Annotated in this window: 15 protein-coding genes; 6 read left to right on the forward strand and 9 right to left on the reverse strand. The window is 67.0% G+C overall.

The window, feature by feature from the left end; translation table 11 throughout:
* Positions 1–16 precede the first annotated feature (16 nt).
* Together N825_RS31285 and N825_RS37265 are read left to right on the forward strand one after the other, a co-directional pair.
* Entirely contained in the window at positions 17–2,059 is a 2,043-nt protein-coding gene (locus tag N825_RS31285; RefSeq protein ID WP_037460430.1) for a methyl-accepting chemotaxis protein, read from the forward strand.
* Positions 2,060–2,534: 475 nt separating this feature from the next.
* Positions 2,535–4,535 (forward strand): ATP-binding protein, encoded by a 2,001-nt coding sequence (locus N825_RS37265; RefSeq protein ID WP_084165224.1) that lies wholly within the window; start codon positions 2,535–2,537, stop codon positions 4,533–4,535.
* On the opposite strand, the gene N825_RS31295 is transcribed toward N825_RS37265, so the two are convergent.
* The 6 genes from N825_RS31295 to N825_RS31325 form a co-directional block, all read right to left on the reverse strand.
* Entirely contained in the window at positions 4,516–5,145 is a 630-nt protein-coding gene (locus N825_RS31295; RefSeq protein ID WP_037460431.1) for an SH3 domain-containing protein, read from the reverse strand. The genes N825_RS37265 and N825_RS31295 overlap by 20 nt on opposite strands.
* Before the next feature lie 93 nt (positions 5,146–5,238).
* Positions 5,239–5,781: a response regulator gene (locus N825_RS31300; protein WP_037460433.1), complete on the reverse strand. Its 543-nt coding sequence runs from the start codon at positions 5,779–5,781 to the stop codon at positions 5,239–5,241.
* Complete coding sequence (locus N825_RS31305; RefSeq protein WP_037460435.1) at positions 5,778–7,775, reverse strand: sensor histidine kinase; 1,998 nt, start codon at positions 7,773–7,775, stop codon at positions 5,778–5,780. The genes N825_RS31300 and N825_RS31305 overlap by 4 nt, the downstream gene beginning before the upstream one ends.
* Positions 7,766–10,486, reverse strand: a complete 2,721-nt coding sequence (locus N825_RS31310; protein ID WP_037460437.1) for a HEAT repeat domain-containing protein — start codon at positions 10,484–10,486, stop codon at positions 7,766–7,768. The genes N825_RS31305 and N825_RS31310 overlap by 10 nt, the downstream gene beginning before the upstream one ends.
* A 21-nt stretch (positions 10,487–10,507) precedes the next feature.
* On the reverse strand, positions 10,508–11,116 hold the full coding sequence (locus N825_RS37270) for an SET domain-containing protein (RefSeq protein WP_051513705.1): 609 nt from the start codon (positions 11,114–11,116) through the stop codon (positions 10,508–10,510).
* Between the two features lie 398 nt (positions 11,117–11,514).
* On the reverse strand, positions 11,515–12,384 hold the full coding sequence (locus tag N825_RS31325) for a hypothetical protein (protein WP_051513708.1): 870 nt from the start codon (positions 12,382–12,384) through the stop codon (positions 11,515–11,517).
* 315 nt (positions 12,385–12,699) lie between these two features.
* Here N825_RS31325 and N825_RS31330 point away from each other — a divergent pair, with 315 nt between their 5' ends.
* Positions 12,700–12,909 (forward strand): cold-shock protein, encoded by a 210-nt coding sequence (locus N825_RS31330; RefSeq protein WP_037460439.1) that lies wholly within the window; start codon positions 12,700–12,702, stop codon positions 12,907–12,909.
* Between the two features lie 284 nt (positions 12,910–13,193).
* Here the strand turns inward: N825_RS31330 and N825_RS31335 are convergent, their stop codons facing one another.
* Entirely contained in the window at positions 13,194–14,972 is a 1,779-nt protein-coding gene (locus N825_RS31335; protein WP_037460440.1) for an SLC13 family permease, read from the reverse strand.
* Positions 14,973–15,311: 339 nt separating this feature from the next.
* Between N825_RS31335 and N825_RS31340 the strand changes: the two genes are divergently transcribed.
* Positions 15,312–15,953 carry a glycosyltransferase family protein gene (locus N825_RS31340; protein WP_051513711.1) on the forward strand — a complete coding sequence of 214 codons (642 nt, stop codon included), beginning with the start codon at positions 15,312–15,314 and terminating at the stop codon, positions 15,951–15,953.
* A 3-nt stretch (positions 15,954–15,956) separates the two neighbouring features.
* On the opposite strand, the gene N825_RS31345 is transcribed toward N825_RS31340, so the two are convergent.
* Both N825_RS31345 and N825_RS31350 read right to left on the reverse strand, forming a co-directional pair.
* Positions 15,957–16,496 (reverse strand): hypothetical protein, encoded by a 540-nt coding sequence (locus N825_RS31345; protein WP_037460441.1) that lies wholly within the window; start codon positions 16,494–16,496, stop codon positions 15,957–15,959.
* A gap of 36 nt (positions 16,497–16,532) precedes the next feature.
* Complete coding sequence (locus N825_RS31350) at positions 16,533–17,066, reverse strand: DUF2780 domain-containing protein (RefSeq protein WP_198038983.1); 534 nt, start codon at positions 17,064–17,066, stop codon at positions 16,533–16,535.
* A gap of 320 nt (positions 17,067–17,386) precedes the next feature.
* On the opposite strand from N825_RS31350, the gene N825_RS31355 reads away from it, so the two are divergent.
* Complete coding sequence (locus N825_RS31355; protein ID WP_037460442.1) at positions 17,387–19,579, forward strand: malate synthase G; 2,193 nt, start codon at positions 17,387–17,389, stop codon at positions 19,577–19,579.
* Positions 19,580–19,720: 141 nt separating this feature from the next.
* Positions 19,721–20,722, forward strand: a complete 1,002-nt coding sequence (locus N825_RS31360; RefSeq protein WP_157619662.1) for an NAD(P)/FAD-dependent oxidoreductase — start codon at positions 19,721–19,723, stop codon at positions 20,720–20,722.

The raw sequence follows: 20,722 nt of genomic DNA on the forward strand, positions 1-20,722 counted from the left end.
CACCAGGAATGGCACCATGTCTCCCAACACCTCCAGATTCCGCCTCGGCATGGCGTTCGACAACACCAGGATCCGCACCAAGATCGGCATCGCTTCAGGCATGGTGCTGGTCGTCCTGACCGGACTGTCGGCGCAGAGCTGCGTCTCGCTCAACAGGATCAGCCACGAGTTCGACGCCTACGCGCGCAGCGTCGAGGTCGTCGATGCCGCCCGCGTGATCGACCGCGACATGATCGATCTCCGCCGCCACGTGCGGGAGTACGCTTTCACCGGACACCATGAGAGCGCCGAGAAGGCACGCGCCGTGATCGTTCAACTGCGCGCGGATTTCCAGCAAGCCGGGGTCGTGGTTCGGCGGGAGGACCAGAAAGCCCGGCTGACGGCCAGCAGGAAGCTCTTCGATACCTACGCCGATGACTTCGACACCATCGTCACGTGGAAGACTGAGGGGGAAAAGCTGATCGGCGATGTCCTCGATCCCAAGGGATCGGCGGCGGTGAGGGACCTCGAAGAGATCAGGCTGCTGGCGGTGAGGGATGGCGACGGCAATGCCTCCATCCTGGCTGGCGCGGCCCTCGAGACGCTGCTTCAGGGCCGGCTGGCCGCCAACAAGATGCTGGCGCGCCATGATCAAGCCGCGGCCGAGGCGGCCGAGCGGAGATTCACCGCCCTCGGCCGCACACTCCAGGCGCTGGCCGCGGCCAGTGCCGGCAAAACCTACGAGAAGGCGGCGATCGAGACGAGGAATTTGGCCGAGGCTTACCGCGAGGCGTTCGAGCGGGCGGCGGACCTGAGTGAAAGGATCGATCACGAGATCACCGGCCCCATGTTCCAGGCCGGCAACGAACTATCGGCCAACGCCGCCCAGATCCGCGACGGCGCGATCGAGGAGGAGCACCGTGTCGAAACCGAGACGAACGGATTCATCGAGTTCACCGAGGATCTGATCCTTGGTCTTTCGGTCGCGGGCTTCTTGCTTGGCGCCGCCCTCGCCTGGATGATCGGCCGGGCGATCTCCCGTCCGATCACCGGGATGACGGACGCGATGGGGCGGCTGGCCAGCGGTGACAGGACGGTCGAGATCCCCGGCGTCGGACGCCTCGACGAGATCGGCGCCATGGCGAGCGCTGTGGACGTCTTCAAACAGAACGCCATCACCACCGACCGGCTCACCGCCGAACAGCGGGTGGAGCAGGCGAAAAAGGAGGCCCGGACGGCCGCGGTCATGAAGCTTGTTGGCGACTTCGACAATTCGGTGTCGATGATCCTGCGCACGGTCTCGTCGGCCGCGACCCAACTCGATGGCACGGCCCAGAGCATGGCGGCGATCGCGGAGGAAACCGACAGACAGGCGACGGCGTCTGCGTCGGCGGCCGAGCGGACCTCGGCCAATGTCCAGACCGTCGCCGCGGCGGCCGAGGAGATGACGGGATCGCTCCAGGAGATCGCCCGCCAAGTCACGCGGTCGACCGGCATCGCCAATCAGGCCGTCGAGCAAGCGGCGGCGACCAAACCGACCGTCTTGGGGCTGGCGCAGGCGGCGCAGAAGATCAATGACGTCGTCGACCTGATCGCCGATATCGCCGGACAGACCAACTTGCTGGCGCTCAACGCCACGATCGAGGCGGCCCGGGCCGGCGAGGCCGGCAAGGGCTTCGCGGTCGTGGCGTCGGAAGTCAAGAGCCTGGCGACCCGCACGAGCAGTGCGACCGGCGAGATCTCGGCCCAGATAGCGGCGATGCAGGCCGCCACCACCGGAGCGGTCGACGCGATCCAGGGGATCGGCGTGACGATCGGCGAGATCAACGACAGTTCCACCACGATCGCGGCCGCGGTCGAGGAGCAGAGCGCGGCCACGGCGGAGATATCCCGTAGTGTCACCGAGGCCGCCGCGGGAACACGCGAGGTCTCGGCCAACGTCTCCCATGTCACGGAGGTGTCCCAACAGACCGGCGCCGCCGCCAGTCAGGTGCTGGGAGCCGCCAGCGAATTGGCGCGGCAGGCCGAGATGCTGCGCGGTGAGGTGGAGCGCTTCCTCGCCGGCATCCAAGCGGCCTGACCGCGGACGAGGTCGACCCCATCGATCGGTCAGGCCCAGGGCACGCGAAAATCGGGTACCCTGGGCCTGACCGTCCATCCACCCCATGCCGTCGCCGGATCTCCCCAGGGCGGCCCCCGATCGAGGTGGCCACTAGGACCTCGCGCGGCGGCAGCCCCCCACCTCTCCGATTTTGGATGATTTCCGCTGAGTGACTATCTCGACGCTTCCCATGCCCAGGGTCATCATGAGTCTCAAAAATGACAACAGATGTGATCAAGTGATTTGCGAAGTTTAATCTCCCAACATCAGCGTGATGGCGTAACACGCGAATAGCCTGACTTCCCCATCGCCCGTCATTTGGCTCGGCGGCGAAACCTTAACCTTCGCGGTATTACCTTTCGCGGATATGCCGCACCATTAGACTGTTGATATTGGTTGAAAATAATTAATAATACCGCCTAAGAGGGCAATGTTGCTCTTCGGAGGTTGGTGAATGACAGTGCTTCCGGGATCGCCCCTTGTGCGTCGTCTGGTGATCCCCGTTGTCGTGATGTTCATCGTCGGCTCGGCGACCATCTTCGGATTGGCGGTGGTTTCCGCGCGCTGGCAGGACAAACAGGCGGCGACCGACTCGGGCCGAATGGTCGAGCATACGCTGACCGAAGCCAAAGCCGCCCTCGCCGTGCTCGCCAAGGACTACACGTGGTGGGATGAGCCGATCACCCGCCTGTTCATCAACTTCGACGCCACCTACGCCGACCATGACTTCGGTGGCTACCTGATCGACCAGCACGACGCCGCCGCCGTGTTCGTGTTCGACCGGGACGGCGCGGAGATCTATGGCCGGGTCGAGGGGGACGCCGACCGGGCCGGCGACGGCGCCACCAATCCCAATCTCCACAAGCTCGTCCAGGACGCCATGGCATCGCCGATGGACGAGCCGGTCGTCGCGACGGGATTGGTCGAATTCGCCGATGGCATCCACATCGCCGCGGCTTCACGCTTCACGCCGGAGACTGCCGACAGCTTCGAGGAGGCGCCTCCGCTCGGCACCCTGGTCATCCTCCGCAAGATGGACGACACCTTCCTGGAACGTGTGAGCCAGATGTCGCACGTCCACGACTTGGCGATCCTGCCGCCCGGCGTCATGGCCCCAGGCTCGCTGACGGCGCCGCTGGAGGCTCCACTGGGCACCGTGCTCGGCAATGTCAGCTGGAAGCCGCCAACCCCGGGAAGGGACTTCCTCAATCGGTTCCTGCCGCCCCTGATGATCGTGGGACTGACCATGGGGCTGCTGCTGGCGGTGGTGCTGCGACAAGCCCGGCGATTCGCCGAGCGGATGTCCGCCAGCGAGGAGCGCTTGGCGCTCGCGATGGACGCCGCGCGCGATGGGTTGTGGGATTGGAATGTCGAAAGCGGCGACGCCCATTACAGCGACCGCTGGGTGACCATGCTCGGCTACGAGCCCGACGAGATCGAGCCTCGGATCGAGTCCTGGGAAAAGCTGGTCCACCCGGACGACCTGCCGAGGGCGGTCAAGGCGCTGGCGGACTGCCGCGCCGGAAGCAACCCCATCTACGAGGTCGAACACCGGCTGCGCGCCAAGAACGGGGCTTGGCTATGGATCCTGGCGCGGGGCAAGGTCGTGAGCCACAATCCCGCCGGGGGAGCCGCGCGCATGGTCGGGACCCACACCGACATCACCGCCCGGCGCATGGCCGAACAGCGCGCCATCGACGCCCGCTCCGAGGCGGAGGCCGCAAGCCAGGTCAAGAGCCACTTCCTGGCCAACATGAGCCATGAGCTGAGGACGCCGCTCAACGCCATCATCGGCTTCTCCGACATGCTGCTGCGCGAGTTCTTCGGCCCGCTGACGCCGAAGCAGAAGGAATACGCGGCGGCGATTAACTCGTCCGGCTCTCACCTGCTCGAGGTCATCGCCGATGTGCTGGACCTGTCCAAGGTCGAGGCCGGCCGCATGGAATTGCACACCGAGACGGTCGATGTCCGAGCCCTGATCAACACTTGCGTCGCCCTGATGGAAAGCGAGGCGGTCGCCGCCGACGTCACCCTGCGGGCGACGCTGCCCCGCGACCCGGTCGAGATCACCGCCGACAAGGTGCGGGTCCGCCAAGTGATCCTCAACCTCGTGTCCAACGCCGTCAAGTTCACCCCGACCGGCGGGCGGGTCGACATCGTGCTTGGCGAGCCGGTATCCGGTCGCGTCGAGATCCGCGTCCAGGACACCGGGATCGGCATGAGGCAGGAGGATATCAAGGTGGCGCTCGAACCGTTCCGGCAACTGGACGATTCCATGGCCCGCCGTCACCAGGGAACCGGGCTGGGCCTGCCTCTGGCCAAGCTGCTGGCCGAATTGCACGGCGGCGAACTCGACCTGACGAGCGAGCCGAACCGCGGCACCACCGTCACCGTCAGCCTTCCGGCGCCCCGGCGGGCGCCGGTCCTCCGCTCCGTCAGCGGGCGCTCGGCCTGAGGGGAACAGGATCGCCGGTCGCGACCCAGCGGCCTTGGGCGGTCGCGACGGGAGTGAACACCGGCATGGCTGCCGACGGGGCGGCCAAGGGGACCGCCGACGTGGATGCCACGGCGGTCGGCACGGCCACCGGAGCCGCCAACGGGGCCACCATTGGAGCCATCACCGGGGCCGCTTCCGCCCGAACCACCGGAGCCGGCGCGAGCTTGGGAGGGAACTCCGGGACCGGCGCGGGAACCGCCACGACCGTCCGCTGGGTCACGGGCGCCGGGCCGTCGCTCTGGTGAACCAATCGGGTGTGGATGAAGGCGCTGGCATTGCCCTGCCGCACGGCGAACCATTCGGTGCCGGGCGCGCGTCCCAGGACATCGAGCCGATCACCCGGCCTGACACCGCCCACGACCGGAAAATCCGTCCCCGGTCCCGCCCGCAGGTTGGCCGCCTTCGCCGCCACCCAAGCCCCCGCCACGGTCTCAAGCCGAGGTGCTGCCGGGGCGGCCGGTGGCGGAGCCTCCACGACCCGTGGCGCGCCCGGCATCATCTGACAGGCGCCGAGAGTGAGCGGCAAGGCGGCTGCCGACAGGAACGCGGTGAGCACGGAGCGGCGCATGGAGTTGGTGTCCCGGATGGAAGGGCCTGATTGCCCCGCCAAACTACGTCCAAGGCATTGCCGAGCGGTTAACCCGATACGCCGCGATATCCATCAGCCACAGTATTGGTGCAGATAGCCTTGCCGCGCCGCTTCCGCTTGCTGCAGCTTCCTGTCGCTTTCGCGCCGGGCGGAGAAGGACAGGACATATTGCTGGAGCTCGCGCGCCTGGAACGGCTTGGCCAGGAAGAACAGGCGGTCGGCCGGCGGCACGTCGCGGGTGATCTCGCGCGCGTCGACGCCGGTGAAGCCGCTGACGATGACGATGTTGATCAGCCCGTCCAGCGCCCGGATCCGCTTCGCGGCCTCCAGTCCGGAAATGCCGGGCGGCATCCGCACGTCGAGGAAGGCGGCGCCGAACGGACGCCCCGTCCGAAGCCCCTCCTTGACCAGGGCCACCGCCGGGTCGCCCTGGCGGACGCAGACCAGTTCCACCTCCGGCGCGGGCGGATCGTCGGCTTGCCCGAACAGCTGCTCCTCCAGCTCGGTCATGCGGTCGCGCCGGGGCGCCAAGTCGTCGATGACATAGCGGTAGCTGTCCAGCAGCATGGGCTCGTCGTCCGCCACCAGGACCCGGAAAGGCTCGGTCGTCGTCATGCGCTTTCCTTCAGACTGTCGAAATGGAAGACCCGTTTCTTGATCGGCAAGCGGACCACCATACGGGCTCCCCGTCCGACGCCGTCGCTTACCGCCCAGATGCCGCCGCCCATGCCGGCGAGGCTGTTGGCGCACCAATGCAGCCCAATCCCGCCGCTATGCGCCCGGCGCGTGCTGTAGCCCCGCTCGAAGATCCTGTCCAACTTGTCCTCGGGTATGCCCTGGCCATCGTCCGACACGTGCAGCTCCACCATCTCGGCACCGTCACTGCGGACCACCTCGCCACCGATCGTGATCGTTCCGCCCTCGTTTCCGCCCGCCAGGATCGCCTCCTCGGCGTTTACGATCAGGTTGCCGAACACTTGGCTCAGGACGACATGGTGACCGCGCGCGGCGGGCAGCCTCCCGACCTCGGGCCTCACCACGATCCGGATCCTCTCGCTATTCTGCAACAGTTTCGACGCCTCGTCGATCACGCGGGAGAGATCGATCGTCTCGACCTGGCGCTCGGCCCGGCTGAACCGCTCATGGTCGTAGAAGATCTGCTCGATCTGGGTCGCCTGATTGCCGATCACGCCGATATCGGCCTCGATGGTCGAGTGGCTGCTCCGCAGGCGCTCCATGCAGGCCTTCAGATACGTGACCGCCAACGCGCAGTCCTGACGGTCGGCGGTCGCCGCCTCGACCCGTCCGACGGCGATCGCCATCTTGTCGAGATGCGCCATGTCGAGCGCCCGCCCGATGTGCCACAGCTTGATCGAGATCGGGGTCAGCGCGTTCCTGACGTTGTGGGTCATGCCGCCAACCAGCTCGGCCATGCCGGTATAGAAGCTCTGCTCGACCAGCCGCTTCCGCGTCTCGTCCAGCTGCTCCAGCGTCCGCTCGAACTCGGCGCCCAGGATGGCGATCTCGTCGGGAGCGCCCGCCGCCACGGAGGATGCCGGCGGCTGGGCTGGGCACCCACGCGCCTCCAGCACCCGCTCCATCAGGCGCGCCACCGGCTTGACGACGTTGCGGTTCAGCATGACCAGGATCGCCAGCCCGGCCGCGGCCAGCACGGCGGCCATCAGCGCGATCACGTAGTTGACCATGCCGTTGCCGGCCTTGCTGATGCCGCGGGCGTAGCTGGTTTCGAGCACCAGGGCCGGCTCGCCTCCGATGTCGTTCAGGATGGTCCTGACCGTCAGGTGATCGTCCTCGACACTCACCATCCGACGCGGGTCCGCTTGGTCCGGCGCCAGCGAGGCCAGCTCCCCGGTCGGCTCGGGAAAAGCGTCCGCCACCGACCCGACCGTCTCGGCTGGAACGGCGGCCGCGGCACCGGTGATCCACGCGCCGGAGACGGGGGTGGCCGCGATTGGGGCCAGCGTGAACCGGGCGTGGACCTGCCGTCCGAGACTATCGACCAAGCCGTTGTCGAGGAAGCGTCCGAGCAGCAGGAAGCCCGCCGCGCTCCCGGTGCCATCGGCGCGATGGATCGGCGCGCCGACCACCAACATCGGCCCGTTGGAGGTCATCAGCAGGCCGGCGGGCACCTCGTCGGCGCCGTCCTCCTTGGGTGCCAGCAGGTCCATCCGACCGGCGTCCAGCCGGTCCGTCGGCAGTTCCGGTAGCGTTATCCTCTCGCCCGACGCGAGGTCGCGGGCCTCGCCCCAGACGACCGTTCCGTCGAACCGGACGAAGTACATCAGGTTGACCTTGATGCCCTGGAAACTCTGGAGCATCAGGTTCTCGCTGATGAACTCCTCGACCCGCTCGCCCCGCATGAAGGCGTAGCTGCTGTCCCAGGTCGCCCAATCCATCGCCGAGGCCCGCAGATGGCCCAGATTGTTCGACACGGCGTCGACCGCGCGGTCGGCGTTGCGCGCGGCGAGCGAACTTTCGATCGACCGGAACTCCTTCCCGACCAGCAGGTGCAGGATCAGCGCGTTGCCGACCAGCATCGCGAGGGCGGCGGCCGACAGGATGATGACGACACGGTGGATCAAGCGCATTCGTCGGCACTCCCCAGCCCATTGACGGCGGCACCGTCGCTTAAGGGAAGCAGGAACGGGACAGGCCCCGTCCGGGTCTTGCGGCCCGCCGTCTGTTCGGCAAGCCGGCCGTAGAGGCGGGCCAGACGACGCTGCCAGTCCGCCAGCACCTGCGGCAAGACCATCGGATGCTCCGCCACCAAGTCGGCGATCAGCGCCCGGTGGAACCGCAGGACGACCATGTCGGTCAAAGCCACCCCGCCCAGCGCGTGGCGCGCGTCCTCCAGGAAGGCGGTCTCGCCGAAGGCGGACCCGGCGCCGACCCGATCGACGGCGACGCCGTCGATGCTCAGCTCGGCCGTTCCGGCGCGGATCACCGAGAAGTAGCGGACAGGGTCGCCCGCCTCGAACAATGTCGCTCCGGCGGCGGGTGTCGTGGTGTCGGCCCGTTCCGCCAGGAACGCCACCTCCTCCAGTGTCAGGGCCTGGAACAGCGGAAGCGACTTCAGGAATAGGATCAGGTCGAGCATGGCGTGGTCTCCGGCGGTGGACGCCGTTTCGGTTTCGTCGAGCAGGCGGGCGGCGAGCAGCCGGGTCCAGCGATCTCCGGAGGCCGCCTTCAGCAGCGCGCCGGCCAATTGTTCGCCCACGGTGTGATCGGCGTCCCGCGCCACGGGCGGCGGACCGCCGACCGGCGGGACATCGTTCGAGGCCGCCTCCAGCAGCGCCAGCACCGGCCGGATGAAGCGGCCGGTCGGCAGGCTGGACAGCGCCTCGATCGCGTCGGCGCGGACCCGTTGGTCGGAGGAATGGGCGAGGCTGTAGAGCAGCCTGATGTCGCGCTGGTTGCCCAAGGCGGCCTTGACCAGCAGCACGCGCCAGATGATGCGGTGATTGCTGGCTCGGATGGCGGCGGCCATGACGTCGACCAAGTTGTTCGAACCGATGAGGACGCCGCGCACCGCCGCCAGCCCATGGAGATTGTGGTGAGCCTGCCGGTAGAGCGGTTTGAGGTGATCCAGCAGGACGCGCTGGGCGCGCCGCGTCCCGATGGCGCCCAACGCCAGCACGGCGGCGTTGGCGACCTCCGGCCGGGGGGAGGCCAGCCTCGGGGCTATCTCCGGTATGGCGGTGTCGCCACATCGGCCCAGGGCCTCCGCCGCGTTCTGCCGGGCTTCCGCCGAACCCTGCTCCAACCCCCGCGCCAGCGCCCGCAGGTCGCGCACCGGATCGATCGCGACGATGGCGCCCATGGAGGGCCCATCGGACGCGGAAGCCGGGTCGGCCGAGCCGGCCTCCGCCCAGGCGGGGACGAGGTCCGGCGCGAACTTGACCGCCAAGTCGACCGCGTGGCGGCGGACTTGGGGATCGGCATGGGCGTGCAGCGCCACGATGTCGGCGCGCGAGAAACGTGGGATACCCTCCCGGCGTCCGCCGTTGGAGGTGACGATGGCGCGGCGCCTCAAGCTCATCAGCAGGCTGGGCAGGAACCTGAGCCCGACCATCGCGGAGACGCAGGCGAACAGCGCCGCGATGGCGATGGTCACCAGCAGCACGGTGCGCGGTTCGGCCCAACCCTGCAACCACAGCAGCCCGACGCCGGACAGCGCGATGCCAGCGGGGTAGATCGCACCCTCCACCAGCATGCGGACCTGCGCCAGGACACGGTAGGGAATCGCCGCGTAGTTCAGCGTCTTGACCGGTTCGAAGATCGCGTTGGAGACGGCATTGGCGTTCATGTGCATCAGGACGGCCGCCGGCAGTCCCCAAGCCATCAACAGGCCCAGCAAACTGAGCAGGCTGGTCATGGGAAAGATCATGTTGCGCAGCAGCGGGCTTCCCCGCTCCAGCACCATCCGGCCGAATAGCGCCAGGATGACCAGCTCCGCCGCCTGCTGGGCCGAATAGACGATCGCCAGGAACCCGGCCAGCTCGTCCTCGTTGGGATAAGCCTCGGAATAAACCGTCATCGCCAGGTAGTCCTGAAGGCAGAACAGCGCCGACATCAGCAGGATGCCGGCGCAGATGGCGCCGACCAGCGGGAACGAGCGGATGGTGCCGGCCAGCCCGCGCAAGGCGTCGAGCACCCCGCCCTCCTCATCGTCCTCATCCTCGCCCTCGCCGATGCGGCTGAGCCGCCGGCCGATCCTGAGGCATTGCAGGAACGCGAGGCCGAACAGCGCGGCCGAGACCAGGAGCAGCGTCTGGGTCGCGATGTACTGCGACAGCATCGACGTCAGCAGGCCGCCGCCGACGCCACCAGCGCCGAACGCCATGGCGAGTTGCGCGGCGTGGCGCTTCATGTCGAGCGTCGTCAGGTATTCCGAGGCGAGCAGCCAGAACAGGGTGTCGTAGAGGATTTCCAGGCTATAGGCCGCGACATAGGCGGCATGGTTGGCGCCGGGGACATCGGCGGCCACCATGGCCCACAACACCGCGCCCAGCAGGGCCGAGGCGACGCACAGCCCGGCGGAGACCTGGAGCGTCAGCCAGCGCGACAGCACCGCCGATACGCCGGACGCCAGCGGGATGGAGACCGCCGCGAGCATGATGTAGAACACCGGCATCGAGTCGCTGCCCTCCTTGGCGAGGAAGAGGGCGGCACTGCTCGTCGTCAGGATCAGGATGCCACCGGACGCCAGCGCGCCCAGCATGGCCAGTTCGACCACGCAGGGCGGTAGGCTGAGATACCGCCTCAGCAGGAGCGGCAGGGGCGCTGGCGCCGTGACCATTCCCGATCCCCGCCGCGCGGGCTAGAACGGCAGCGCCATGGCATCCATCGCGGGGTGCCCCGCGGCGTCCCGCCGGACGGCGTCGGCCGCGAAATCGCCGACGATACCCAGGGCCAGATAGCGGTTCCGCAGCGCTGGCGGCAGGGTCGAGAAGCTCCGGACCATGCGCCGGCAGCCCGCCGTACCGCAGGCGCACTCCATGTCCTCGTCGGGATGTTCCTGGTGGGTCGAGTAGTCGTAGGTCAGTTCCTCGTTCGCCTCGATGTCGTACAGGGCGATCATCGAGAAGCCGTCAGGCCTGACCCGCAAGCCGCAATTGGGCTCGCAGCTGTGGTTGGTGAAGTCGTCGGGACCGCCATAGGGCGGGATGAACAGGTCGGCTCCGACCTGGAAGATGTCCGCGTGGGTGAAACCAGCCGCGATGATGCCCTCGCGGCTCATCGCCCTCGCCAAGTAATCCGGATCGGTGACGCTCAGGACGACCGAGCCGGCGCTGACGGGTCGCGAGGTGAACAGACCCAATCCCGCCGCCTCGGAAGGTGCCACGAAAACGTACAGGTACTGGGATAGTTTCCGCTGTGGTTTCCAGGTCGTGGCATCCTGCCACTCCATCGCATCAATCGCGTCCATCGCCCACCCAAATTCAAGCGCCAGGTGCGCCCAAGGTGGCCCGCCATCATTAATTATGAGTTAACTAACTAACCGGTTAACCACATCGAATCAGGGTCGCCGGGCATCCAGAGCCATTCGGAACGGCCATCCCAGACCATGGAGGAGCGCCACGAGGCACACCACCACGGGGGCCAATGGGCTGTCCTCGTGCATCACGAAGCCAGTTTCCATCACAGAAACCGCCGCGACGATGAGATACAGACAGACGAGCATCCAAAAGGTTGACGGCATGACGCGGACCTCCGAGCTGGTGGATGCCCAATCATGACGCCAAAGTATTAATACAAACAAACCATAAAAAAAGGGAGCCGCCGGATGGTCCGGTCGGCTCCCGAAGCTCGATCAGTCGGACGCCATTAGATGGCGTTCAGTTCCTCGCGGCGGCGGGTGCCGGAGGCGCCGCCGATGGCCGAGGCGATGGCGCCGAGCAACAGGGCACCGAAGCCCCATAGCGACGCGGAGGTCAAGGCGCTGGCCGCCGTGTCCGCCGCTTGGCGGGCGGTGGCCTCCGCCTGCTGGGCGGTCTGCTCCGCCTGCTGGCGAAGCTGGTCGACCCGGGCGCGGGCCTCGTCCTCGCTGATGCCGGCCTGCTGGCTGACGATCTGGATCGCGCGCTGCTGCGCCTGCTCACCTTCCGGTCCACCCTGGATGACGCGGGGAGCCAGCGACGCGAGTTCACTTTGCGCCGCCTCGGGGCTTTGACCGGTCTGGTCGGCCGGACGCATCAGATCCTGGACGCGCTGCTGGATCTGGTCGGGCGACAGGCCGCTGGCGTTGGCGACCTGGGGAACCGCGTCGGCCACCGTGCTGGTGATCCCCGAAACAGCGTTGCCAACGACATTGAAGGCGCCGCCGATGATGCCGCCGATGGCGGAGGTCAGAAGCCAGAAGCTGACCACCAGGGCCAGGGCCCAAGTCAGCAGGCCATGCAGTACGCCGTCGGTCTTCTCGAAGGCGCCAGCCAGACGGGCGGCGACGTAACCGCCGATGATCAGCGCCACCAAGTAGGTCACCGCCCACCAGACGACGGCCGTGGTGCCCATCGTGCTGGCCTCGGGGGAACCGCCCGGTCCCTGCGCGGGATCGATCGTGGTCAACCCCAGTCCCAAGCCCAGCATGCTGAGCAGGAGCTGGACCGCCACCACCATCAGGGTTCCGCCGATCACGGCGCCCCAGGAGATCCTGCGGTAGAGGCCCGGTTGGACCGAAACCGTGTCGGCGCCCAAACCCCTCCGCGCGCCAACACCATTTGATGAGCCAGTGGAGGGATCATAGACGCCCTCTCTCAACGGCCGATGTCCTGTCATGCGATTTTTCCTCGGCTCTTCGATAAATTTGGGGATCGATGTTTCACGATCCATCGTGGCCAACAAACAAGCGGCGAGACAGAAGGTTACGGATGCACGGTAGGGCTGCAAAAAAGATTGGCGAGAAGGTATACCACCGTCGCGCGCGCCGTTCGTGACATTTGCGGCTTGCAACGAGCCGTGAGGCGGGACAGGGTTGGGATGATTCATAATACGGTCAGGGAGACCAAAAAAATGCCGACTGGTACCGTCAAGTGGTTCAACGCCACGAAAGGGTATGGCTTCATCCAGCCCGATCAGGGTGGACCCGACGTCTTCGTCCACATCTCCGCCGTCGAGCGCTCGGGCATGAGCGGTCTCAACGATGGTGACAACGTCAGCTTCGATCTCGAGAACGACCCCCGCAAAGGCAAGACCTCGGCCGTCAACCTCAAGCGGGTCTGACCAAAGCCAAGGGGTCGGAAGGAAGGATCGACAAGGACCAGAGGGCGGCCGGGAGGTTCCGTGATAACGGGACTGGATTGGCTGCCTTCATCCTCGCCGCCCATTTCCGGGTGGCGCCCGCTCCAACCTCCGCCCAGCGGGGTCATTCCGGCCCCGCCGCGTCCGACCCCGGATACGGCAACGCCCCGGCCGGGAGCGTCGATCCCTCGACCCTCCCGGCGCGGGCGTCGTGCTGCCAGAATCAGGGGAGCCGATCACATCGGCTCTGTCACATCGGCGCCCTGTCACATCGGCCATGTCACGCTGATCAGGAACGTGCCCAACACGACCACGATCAGCGACAGCGGCAATCCCAGCCTCCAGTAATCACCGAAGCGATATCCACCCGGCCCCATCACCAGCGTGTTGCACTGGTGACCGATCGGCGTGAGGAAGTCGCAGGCCGCCCCCACCGCCACCGCCATCAGGAACGGATCCGGGTTCAGGCCCAGCCTCTGCGCGAGGCCGGCGCCGATAGGCGCCATCACCAGAACCGTGGCCGCGTTGTTGAGGAACGGCGTCACCGCCATGGCGACCAGCAGGATCAGCCCCAAGGCCCCGACCGGCGGCAGCAGGACGGCGGCCCCCGACAGCCATCCCGCGATCAGGTCGGTGCCGCCGGTGGTGCGGAGCGCGTCGCTGACCGGGATCAGCGCCCCCAGCAGGATCAGGATCGGCCAGTCGATCGCCTCGTACGCCTCCTGCGGCGTCAGCACGCGGCTCGCCAGCAGGATGACCGCCGCGCCGAAGAAGGCGATCGTGACGGTCACGAATTGCAACGCCACCAGGATCATCGCGATCGCCAGCACCGAGATCGGTAGGAAGACGTGACGCCTGCGGCCCAGCTGGAGATTGCGCTCCGCCAGGGGCAGGCAGCCAAGGGCCGCCAGCGTCTCCGGCATGGCGTCCTTGCCGCCCTGGAGCACCAGCAGGTCGCCCTGCTGGAAACGCACCCGGCGCAGGCGCTGACTGAACTGCCGGCCGCGCCGGCTGACCGCCACCAAATTGACGCCGAACCGCTCGCGCAGGCTCAGCTGCTCCGCCGACCGGCCGATCATCTGCGATCCCTGGGTGATCACGGCCTCGACCATGCCGGTCTCTCCACGCCGCGCGACCGCGATCTTCTGATCCTGCTTCATGCCGACCAGTTCGAGCTTGGCGTCCTTGACGATCTTCTCCAGCGCGTCCGCGTCGCCCTCCAGGACCAGGATGTCGTCGGCGAACAGTGTCCAGTTGCCCGACGGCACATAGCGGCGATACCGCTCCCGGATGATGCCGACCACCGTGATGTCGGCCTCCGCCATGGTCTCCAAGTCGTAGACGGTTTTGCCGACCAGCGGCGAGCCGGACGTCAGCCGCGCCTCCGTCGTGTAATCCTCGATCGAGAACATCTGGTCGCCATTGGCGCCGGCCCCGCGCTTGCGCGGCAGCAGGCGCCAGCCGAACATCAGGAAGACCACGCCGGCCACCGCCAGTCCAGCACCAACCGGAGCGAAATCGAACATGCGGAACGGTTCGCCCACGATGTCCTCGCGCATGCGCGAGACGATGATGTTGGGTGAGGTTCCGACCAACGTCGCCACACCTCCAAGCAGCGAGCCGAACGATAGCGGCATCAGCAGGCGGGACGCCGGCTTGCCGGTCCGCTTGGAGATCTGAAAGGCGATCGGCATGAAGATCGCCAAGGCGCCGATGTTCTTCATGAAGGCCGACAGCACCGTCACCATCGACACCAGGATGGCGATCTGGGAATTGGTCGTTTTCATGCGGCTGACGAATGGGCTGAGCATCAGTTCGACCACGCCCGACTTGCCCACCGCGGCACTGACCACCAGGGCGGACGCCACGATGATCACGATGTCGTCGCTGAACCCGCTGAACGCCTTGTCCGTCGGTACGATGCCGCAGACGATCGCCGCCAGCAGAGCGCCCAGCGCCACGACGTCATAGCGGATGCGATCCCAAACCAGCAGCGCGACCATTCCGAGGACGATGGAGAATGCCGCTATCTGACCGAAGGACATGAAAAACCTGTGTTGAGCGGGATGACCGGAACGCTGGTAAGGACCCGAGCCAGACTGGCGCGGCGAACCGGCTGGGCGGGAACGCGGATGACCGCCCGTGGTTCCACGGACGGGCTCGACCATGGCTCACTTTAATCACGGACGCAACCAAGCTCCGGACAGGCGGATCGCGGCTCAAATCGGATGGAATTTCGCGATGCGCTGGCAATCTGATTTGCGAATCGCGAATCCACCAAGGCCGGAAAAGCCACAAACCCTCGAACCCACGTCTTATGGCGAACGGCACGGTCTATGCAATGGGTGTTAGGCGAGATTAGTCGTCATCGGGAGCGTTCGGACATGAGTATCGACCTTGTCGTCATAGGAGAGAATTGGGGATGGCCACCGAGCGGCACCCATCATCTCGTCCGCCACCTGGGCGCGGGACGCAAGGTTGTTTGGGTGAACTCCCCGACGCTGACCTGCTGCCCCGCCTGCCCGCACCTGAAGGCTTACCCGGCCGAGGCCAACACTTATCGCCCCGACAGGATACTGGCGCCGCTGTCACTCTCCACGACGTTCCCGGCCGACCCCAACGCGCGCGCCGCCAATCAGCAACTGCTCGGTCACCAGATCCGAACGGCCATGGCGGCGCTGGACCTGCGGCGCCCGATTCTGCTGACATCCAGGCCGACGGCGATCGACGCGGTCGGCGAGTTGGACGAGCACGCCGTGGTCTACCATTGCGACACCAATTTCGGCGGTCATTCCAGCGCCGGCGACGTGGATCGGCAATGTCCCCTGCGGCAACTCGAGACGGAGCTGATCAAGCGCGCCGATTTGATCATCACGGCCTCGCCGGCCCTGGCGGCCAAGCTCCCCATGTCCAAGACCATCATGCTGGCGCAGGCGGCCTCGCCGCGGGATGAATTGGACACCGCCTCGGCCCTGTGGCGGACGCGCGCCGCCGATGTCGCCCGGCTGATCGGCAACCTCGCCTGAGGTTCAGCCGATCCCGGCCTCGCGAACCGCCTCGCGAACCCTGGGCAGGATCTCGACGCTTTCGGCCAGTAAACGGCCATCGAGACCGAGCAATCGGGCCGTCCGGCCGAACATGACCGCCCCAGCCGCGACGCCGCCCGCCTCCGCCAGAGCCTTGGACGCCGACAGCTTGAAGAAGCCGACCGGCTCGGTCGAGAACCCAATTCCCACCAACTGAAGCGACCTGCCGAACGGAACCGGGCTTCCGGCCAGCCGAGACAGCAGCGCGTCGTCGAACGCACCGGCCGCGACCCTGATCTCGGCGATCTCGACCGGCATGCGATCGGGCTCGGTCCTCAGGATGACTTGCCGGAGCAGCGCCACCTTCTCCCGGGACAAGCCATGGCACGTGACATCCGCGACGATCCCGGTTCCCCAATAAGCCGACAAGACAGACGTCATCGACCCCTGGTGGTCGAGCAACCGCCGAAACGCGCCGGGGACCTCCGGCGGCGAAATCGGTTCGGGGGCGAAGGCGCCATAGGCGGACAGGAAGTCGAGCATGGGAAAAGGCGCCCTCGCGGCACTGGACGGATTCTATCAGCCCGCCAGCGCCCCTTTCAGCAACCCGGCGGCCCCGCCGCCACCGCTGGAGTTCAGGTATTGCAGCATGACCGGCAGGAACTTGGCGGCCATGTCGGGCGACAGGCCGAGGGACGAGAAGGAGCCCGCCAGCGGGGCCAAGGCTCCCAAGCCACCGGCGGCGCCACCGCCACCGGAACCTCCGCCCAACCCGCCGAGCGCGCCAGCCGCCATGTCGGCAAGGCCGCCGCCACCGCCCTGACCACCGGAACGCGACCCCATCAACCCGCCGATGCCGGGAACCTGGCTCTCGACCTGTCCGAATTGGTCCGGCGCCATCCGCTGCTTGGCGAGGTTCAGCATCGCGCCCGCCCCGCCTTCCGCCTGCGGCTTGGTGACGCCGAGCTGCGAGGCCAGCGCGCTCACCAGCCCGCCGGCATCGGCGGCGGCGGCGGTCGTGGGCGAGCCGGCCGCGGCGGTCAGCGTCAGCGCGGACGCCACCAGGAAGGTTCGGACCATCGAGCCAGCCCTGGAAATAAACACATGCCGCATGGTTTCGCGTCTCCATCAAGACTATGAGCTTGGCAGCTCCAGGATTTCGATCTGGAAAGCCGCAGCGGTGGCGGTGACGGACGCCACCGCGATCTAATAGGAGCAGACACACCCAACCGCAACCCTTCCAGACAACAGCTAGCTGGCCCAACAGTTGTGAACACCAGCCATGCCACCCACATTGCGACTCCAGCGATGACGCGGTGCACAAAAATTGGTATGACCAGTCGCATCAGGGATCGGTCCGTTCCCGGCGTGCCATCCGGGACACGCCCACGGGCCAGCGAAGACCATGGAACGAACAACAGGAGGATGGAGTTTTGAGCGAATGGAACCAGATCGGCGGCCTTCAAGTCGCCGCCGAGCTTCGCGAGTTCATCGAGACGGAGGCGCTTCCCGGCACCGGCATCGAACCCGGCCAGCTGTGGGCGGCGCTCGACGCCATCCTGCACGATCTGGCGCCTCGTAACCGCGAACTGCTGGCCAAGCGCGACGAGTTGCAGGCCAAGATCGATATCTGGTACCGCGAGCATCGCGGCCGTCCGACCGACCTCGAGGCTTACAAGACGTTCCTGCGCGATATCGGCTACCTGTTGCCCGAGGGCGCGGATTTCTCGATCGAGACCGCCAATGTCGACGCCGAGATCTCGACCATAGCCGGTCCCCAGCTGGTCGTTCCGGTGATGAACGCGCGCTACGCCCTGAACGCCGCCAACGCGCGCTGGGGCAGCCTGTACGACGCCCTCTACGGCACCGACGCCATTCCGTCCGACGACGAGAGGACTTCCACTCCAGGCTACGACCCCCATCGTGGCGCCAAGGTGATCGCCTTCGCGCGGCGGGCGCTGGACGAGGCGGCACCACTGGCCGAAGGCTCGCACGCCGACACGGCTGGATATGCCGTGGTCGCCGGCCAACTGGTCGTGACGCTGGGTGACGGGCGCACCACCGGTCTCAAGAACCCGGCCCAGTTCGCCGGCTTCCAGGGTGACGCCGCGGCGCCGACCGCCGTGCTGCTGGCCAACCATGGGCTGCATCTGGAGATCAGGATCGATCGCGGGCATTTCATCGGCAAGGACGATCCGGCCGGTGTCGCCGACGTGGTCGCCGAGTCGGCCCTGACCACGATCATGGACTGCGAGGACTCCGTCGCCGCCGTCGACGCCGAGGACAAGGTGGTCATCTACCGCAACTGGCTTGGCCTGATGAACGGCAAGCTCAGCGCCAAACTGGAGAAGGGCGGCAAGACGATCGAGCGCCGGCTCAATCCCGACCGCGTCTACACCAAGCCGGATGGCGGCACGCTGACCCTGCCCGGCCGCAGCCTGATGCTGGTCCGGAACGTCGGCCACCTGATGACGATCGACGCGGTCAAGCTGTCGGACGGGAGCGAGGCGCCGGAAGGCATGCTCGACGCCCTGTTCACCACGCTGATCGCGATGCACGACATCAAGGGCACCAACGCCGCCGCCAATGGCGGGCTGCGCAACAGCCGCACGGGCTCGCTCTACATCGTCAAGCCCAAGATGCACGGCCCGGAGGAGGTCGCCTTCGCCGACGAGTTGTTCGGCCGGGTCGAGGACGCGCTGGGCCTGCCCAAATACACGATCAAGATGGGCATCATGGACGAGGAGCGCCGCACGACGGTGAACCTCAAGGAGTGCATCCGCGCCGCCAAGCACCGGGTCGCCTTCATCAACACGGGCTTCCTCGACCGCACCGGCGACGAGATCCACACCTGCATGGAAGCTGGCGCGGTCCTGCGCAAGGGCGACATGAAGGGCGCTCCGTGGATCGCGGCCTACGAGGACAACAACGTCGATACCGGACTGGCCGCCGGACTGAAGGGCAAGGCACAGATCGGCAAGGGCATGTGGGCGATGCCCGACCGCATGGCCGAGATGCTGGCAACCAAGATCGGCCATCCCAAGGCGGGCGCCAACACCGCCTGGGTGCCGTCGCCGACCGCCGCGACCCTCCACGCGCTGCACTACCACAAGGTCGACGTTGCCGCCCGTCAGGCGGAGCTGGCGGGCAAGAGACGCGGCAAGCTGGACGACATCCTGACCATCCCGCTGGTCGACCGGCCGAACTGGACGCCCGACGCGATCCAGCAGGAGTTGGACAACAACGCGCAGGGCATCCTGGGCTACGTCGTCCGCTGGATCGACCAGGGCGTCGGCTGCTCCAAGGTGCCCGACATCAACAATGTCGGGTTGATGGAGGATCGCGCGACCCTGCGGATCTCCAGCCAGCACATCGCCAACTGGCTGCGCCACGGCATCTGCACCGAGGCTCAGGTGGTCGAGACGATGCGGCGGATGGCCGCGGTGGTTGATCGGCAGAATGCCGGCGATCCCGACTACCGCGCGATGGCGGAGGACTATGACGGCAGCGTCGCCTTCCAGGCGGCCTTGGACCTGGTCCTGAAGGGCCGCGAGCAGCCCAGCGGCTACACCGAGCCGGTGCTGCACCGCCGCCGGCGCGAGCTGAAGCGGAAGCTCGCCAGCTGAGGCCTGGAGCCGCCTGATTGGCGCGTCCGGCGGGGACCGAGTCTCCGCCGGACGTACCATCCGGGGCGTACCGGGATAGCCTTGGAACAGCGGCCATGTGTTCCCGTTATGGCGTCAGCCACAGCGTTGGAGCGGAACATCATGAGCGGCATGCTCGATTGCCTGATCGTCGGCGGCGGCCCCGGCGGATTGACGGCCGCGATCTATCTGGTGCGGTTCAGGCGGAACATCCTGGTGGTGGACGAGGCCAAGAGCCGGTGTTCGTGGATTCCGACCTCGCGCAACCACGCCGGCTTCATGGAGGGCGTCAACGGCATCGAATTGCTGGAACGCATGCGGTGCCAAGCCCGCCAGTACGGCGCCGAGATCGGGACCGGCTCGGTGGAGACCATCCGCCGGCTGGACGACGGCACCTTCCGCGCCACCACCGGCAGCGGCCGGGAGCTGCGCGCCAAGACCGTCATCCTGGCCACGGGGGTGATCGACGACCAGCCCCGCCTGCCCGACCTGTTCGACGCCGTCCAGCGTGGCCTGATCCGCGTCTGCCCGATCTGCGACGCCTTCGAGGTGATCGACAAGAAGGTCGCCGTGATCGGCCATGGCCGCGACGCCCTGGGCGAGGTCCTGTTCATCCGCGGCTACACCGCCGACTTGACCCTGCTGACGCTTGGCACCCCGATGAACCTGACGGCCGAGGATCGCGCCAAGCTGGCCGAACTGGACATCCGCGTCATCGAGGAGCAGGTCGAGCGGGTGACCGAGGAGGATGGCCGGATCACCAAGGTGATCCTGAAGGGCGGTGTCGAACTCGCCTTCGACACGCTCTACTCGGCGCTCGGCACCCTCGCCCGATCGACCCTCGCCGGTCAGGTTGGCGCCGGGATGAACGAGCAGGGCCGCGTGATCGTCGACGCCCACTGCCAAACCTCGATCCCCGGCTTCTACGCCGCCGGCGACGTGGTCGAGGGCCTCAACCAGATCTCCGTCTCGATGGGTCAGGCGGCAGTGGCCGCGACGGCGATCCACAACCTCCTTCGCCAGCGCGACGGCTTGATCCCCCCGTTCAAGACACCCGCCGACCCCAAGCCGAAGCCGACCGGGGAGACCACGCTGTCGGAAGGCGCGGCGGAAGCCGGGGACTGA

This window comes from Skermanella stibiiresistens SB22 (genome assembly GCF_000576635.1).
Classification (GTDB): Bacteria; Pseudomonadota; Alphaproteobacteria; order Azospirillales; family Azospirillaceae; genus Skermanella; species Skermanella stibiiresistens.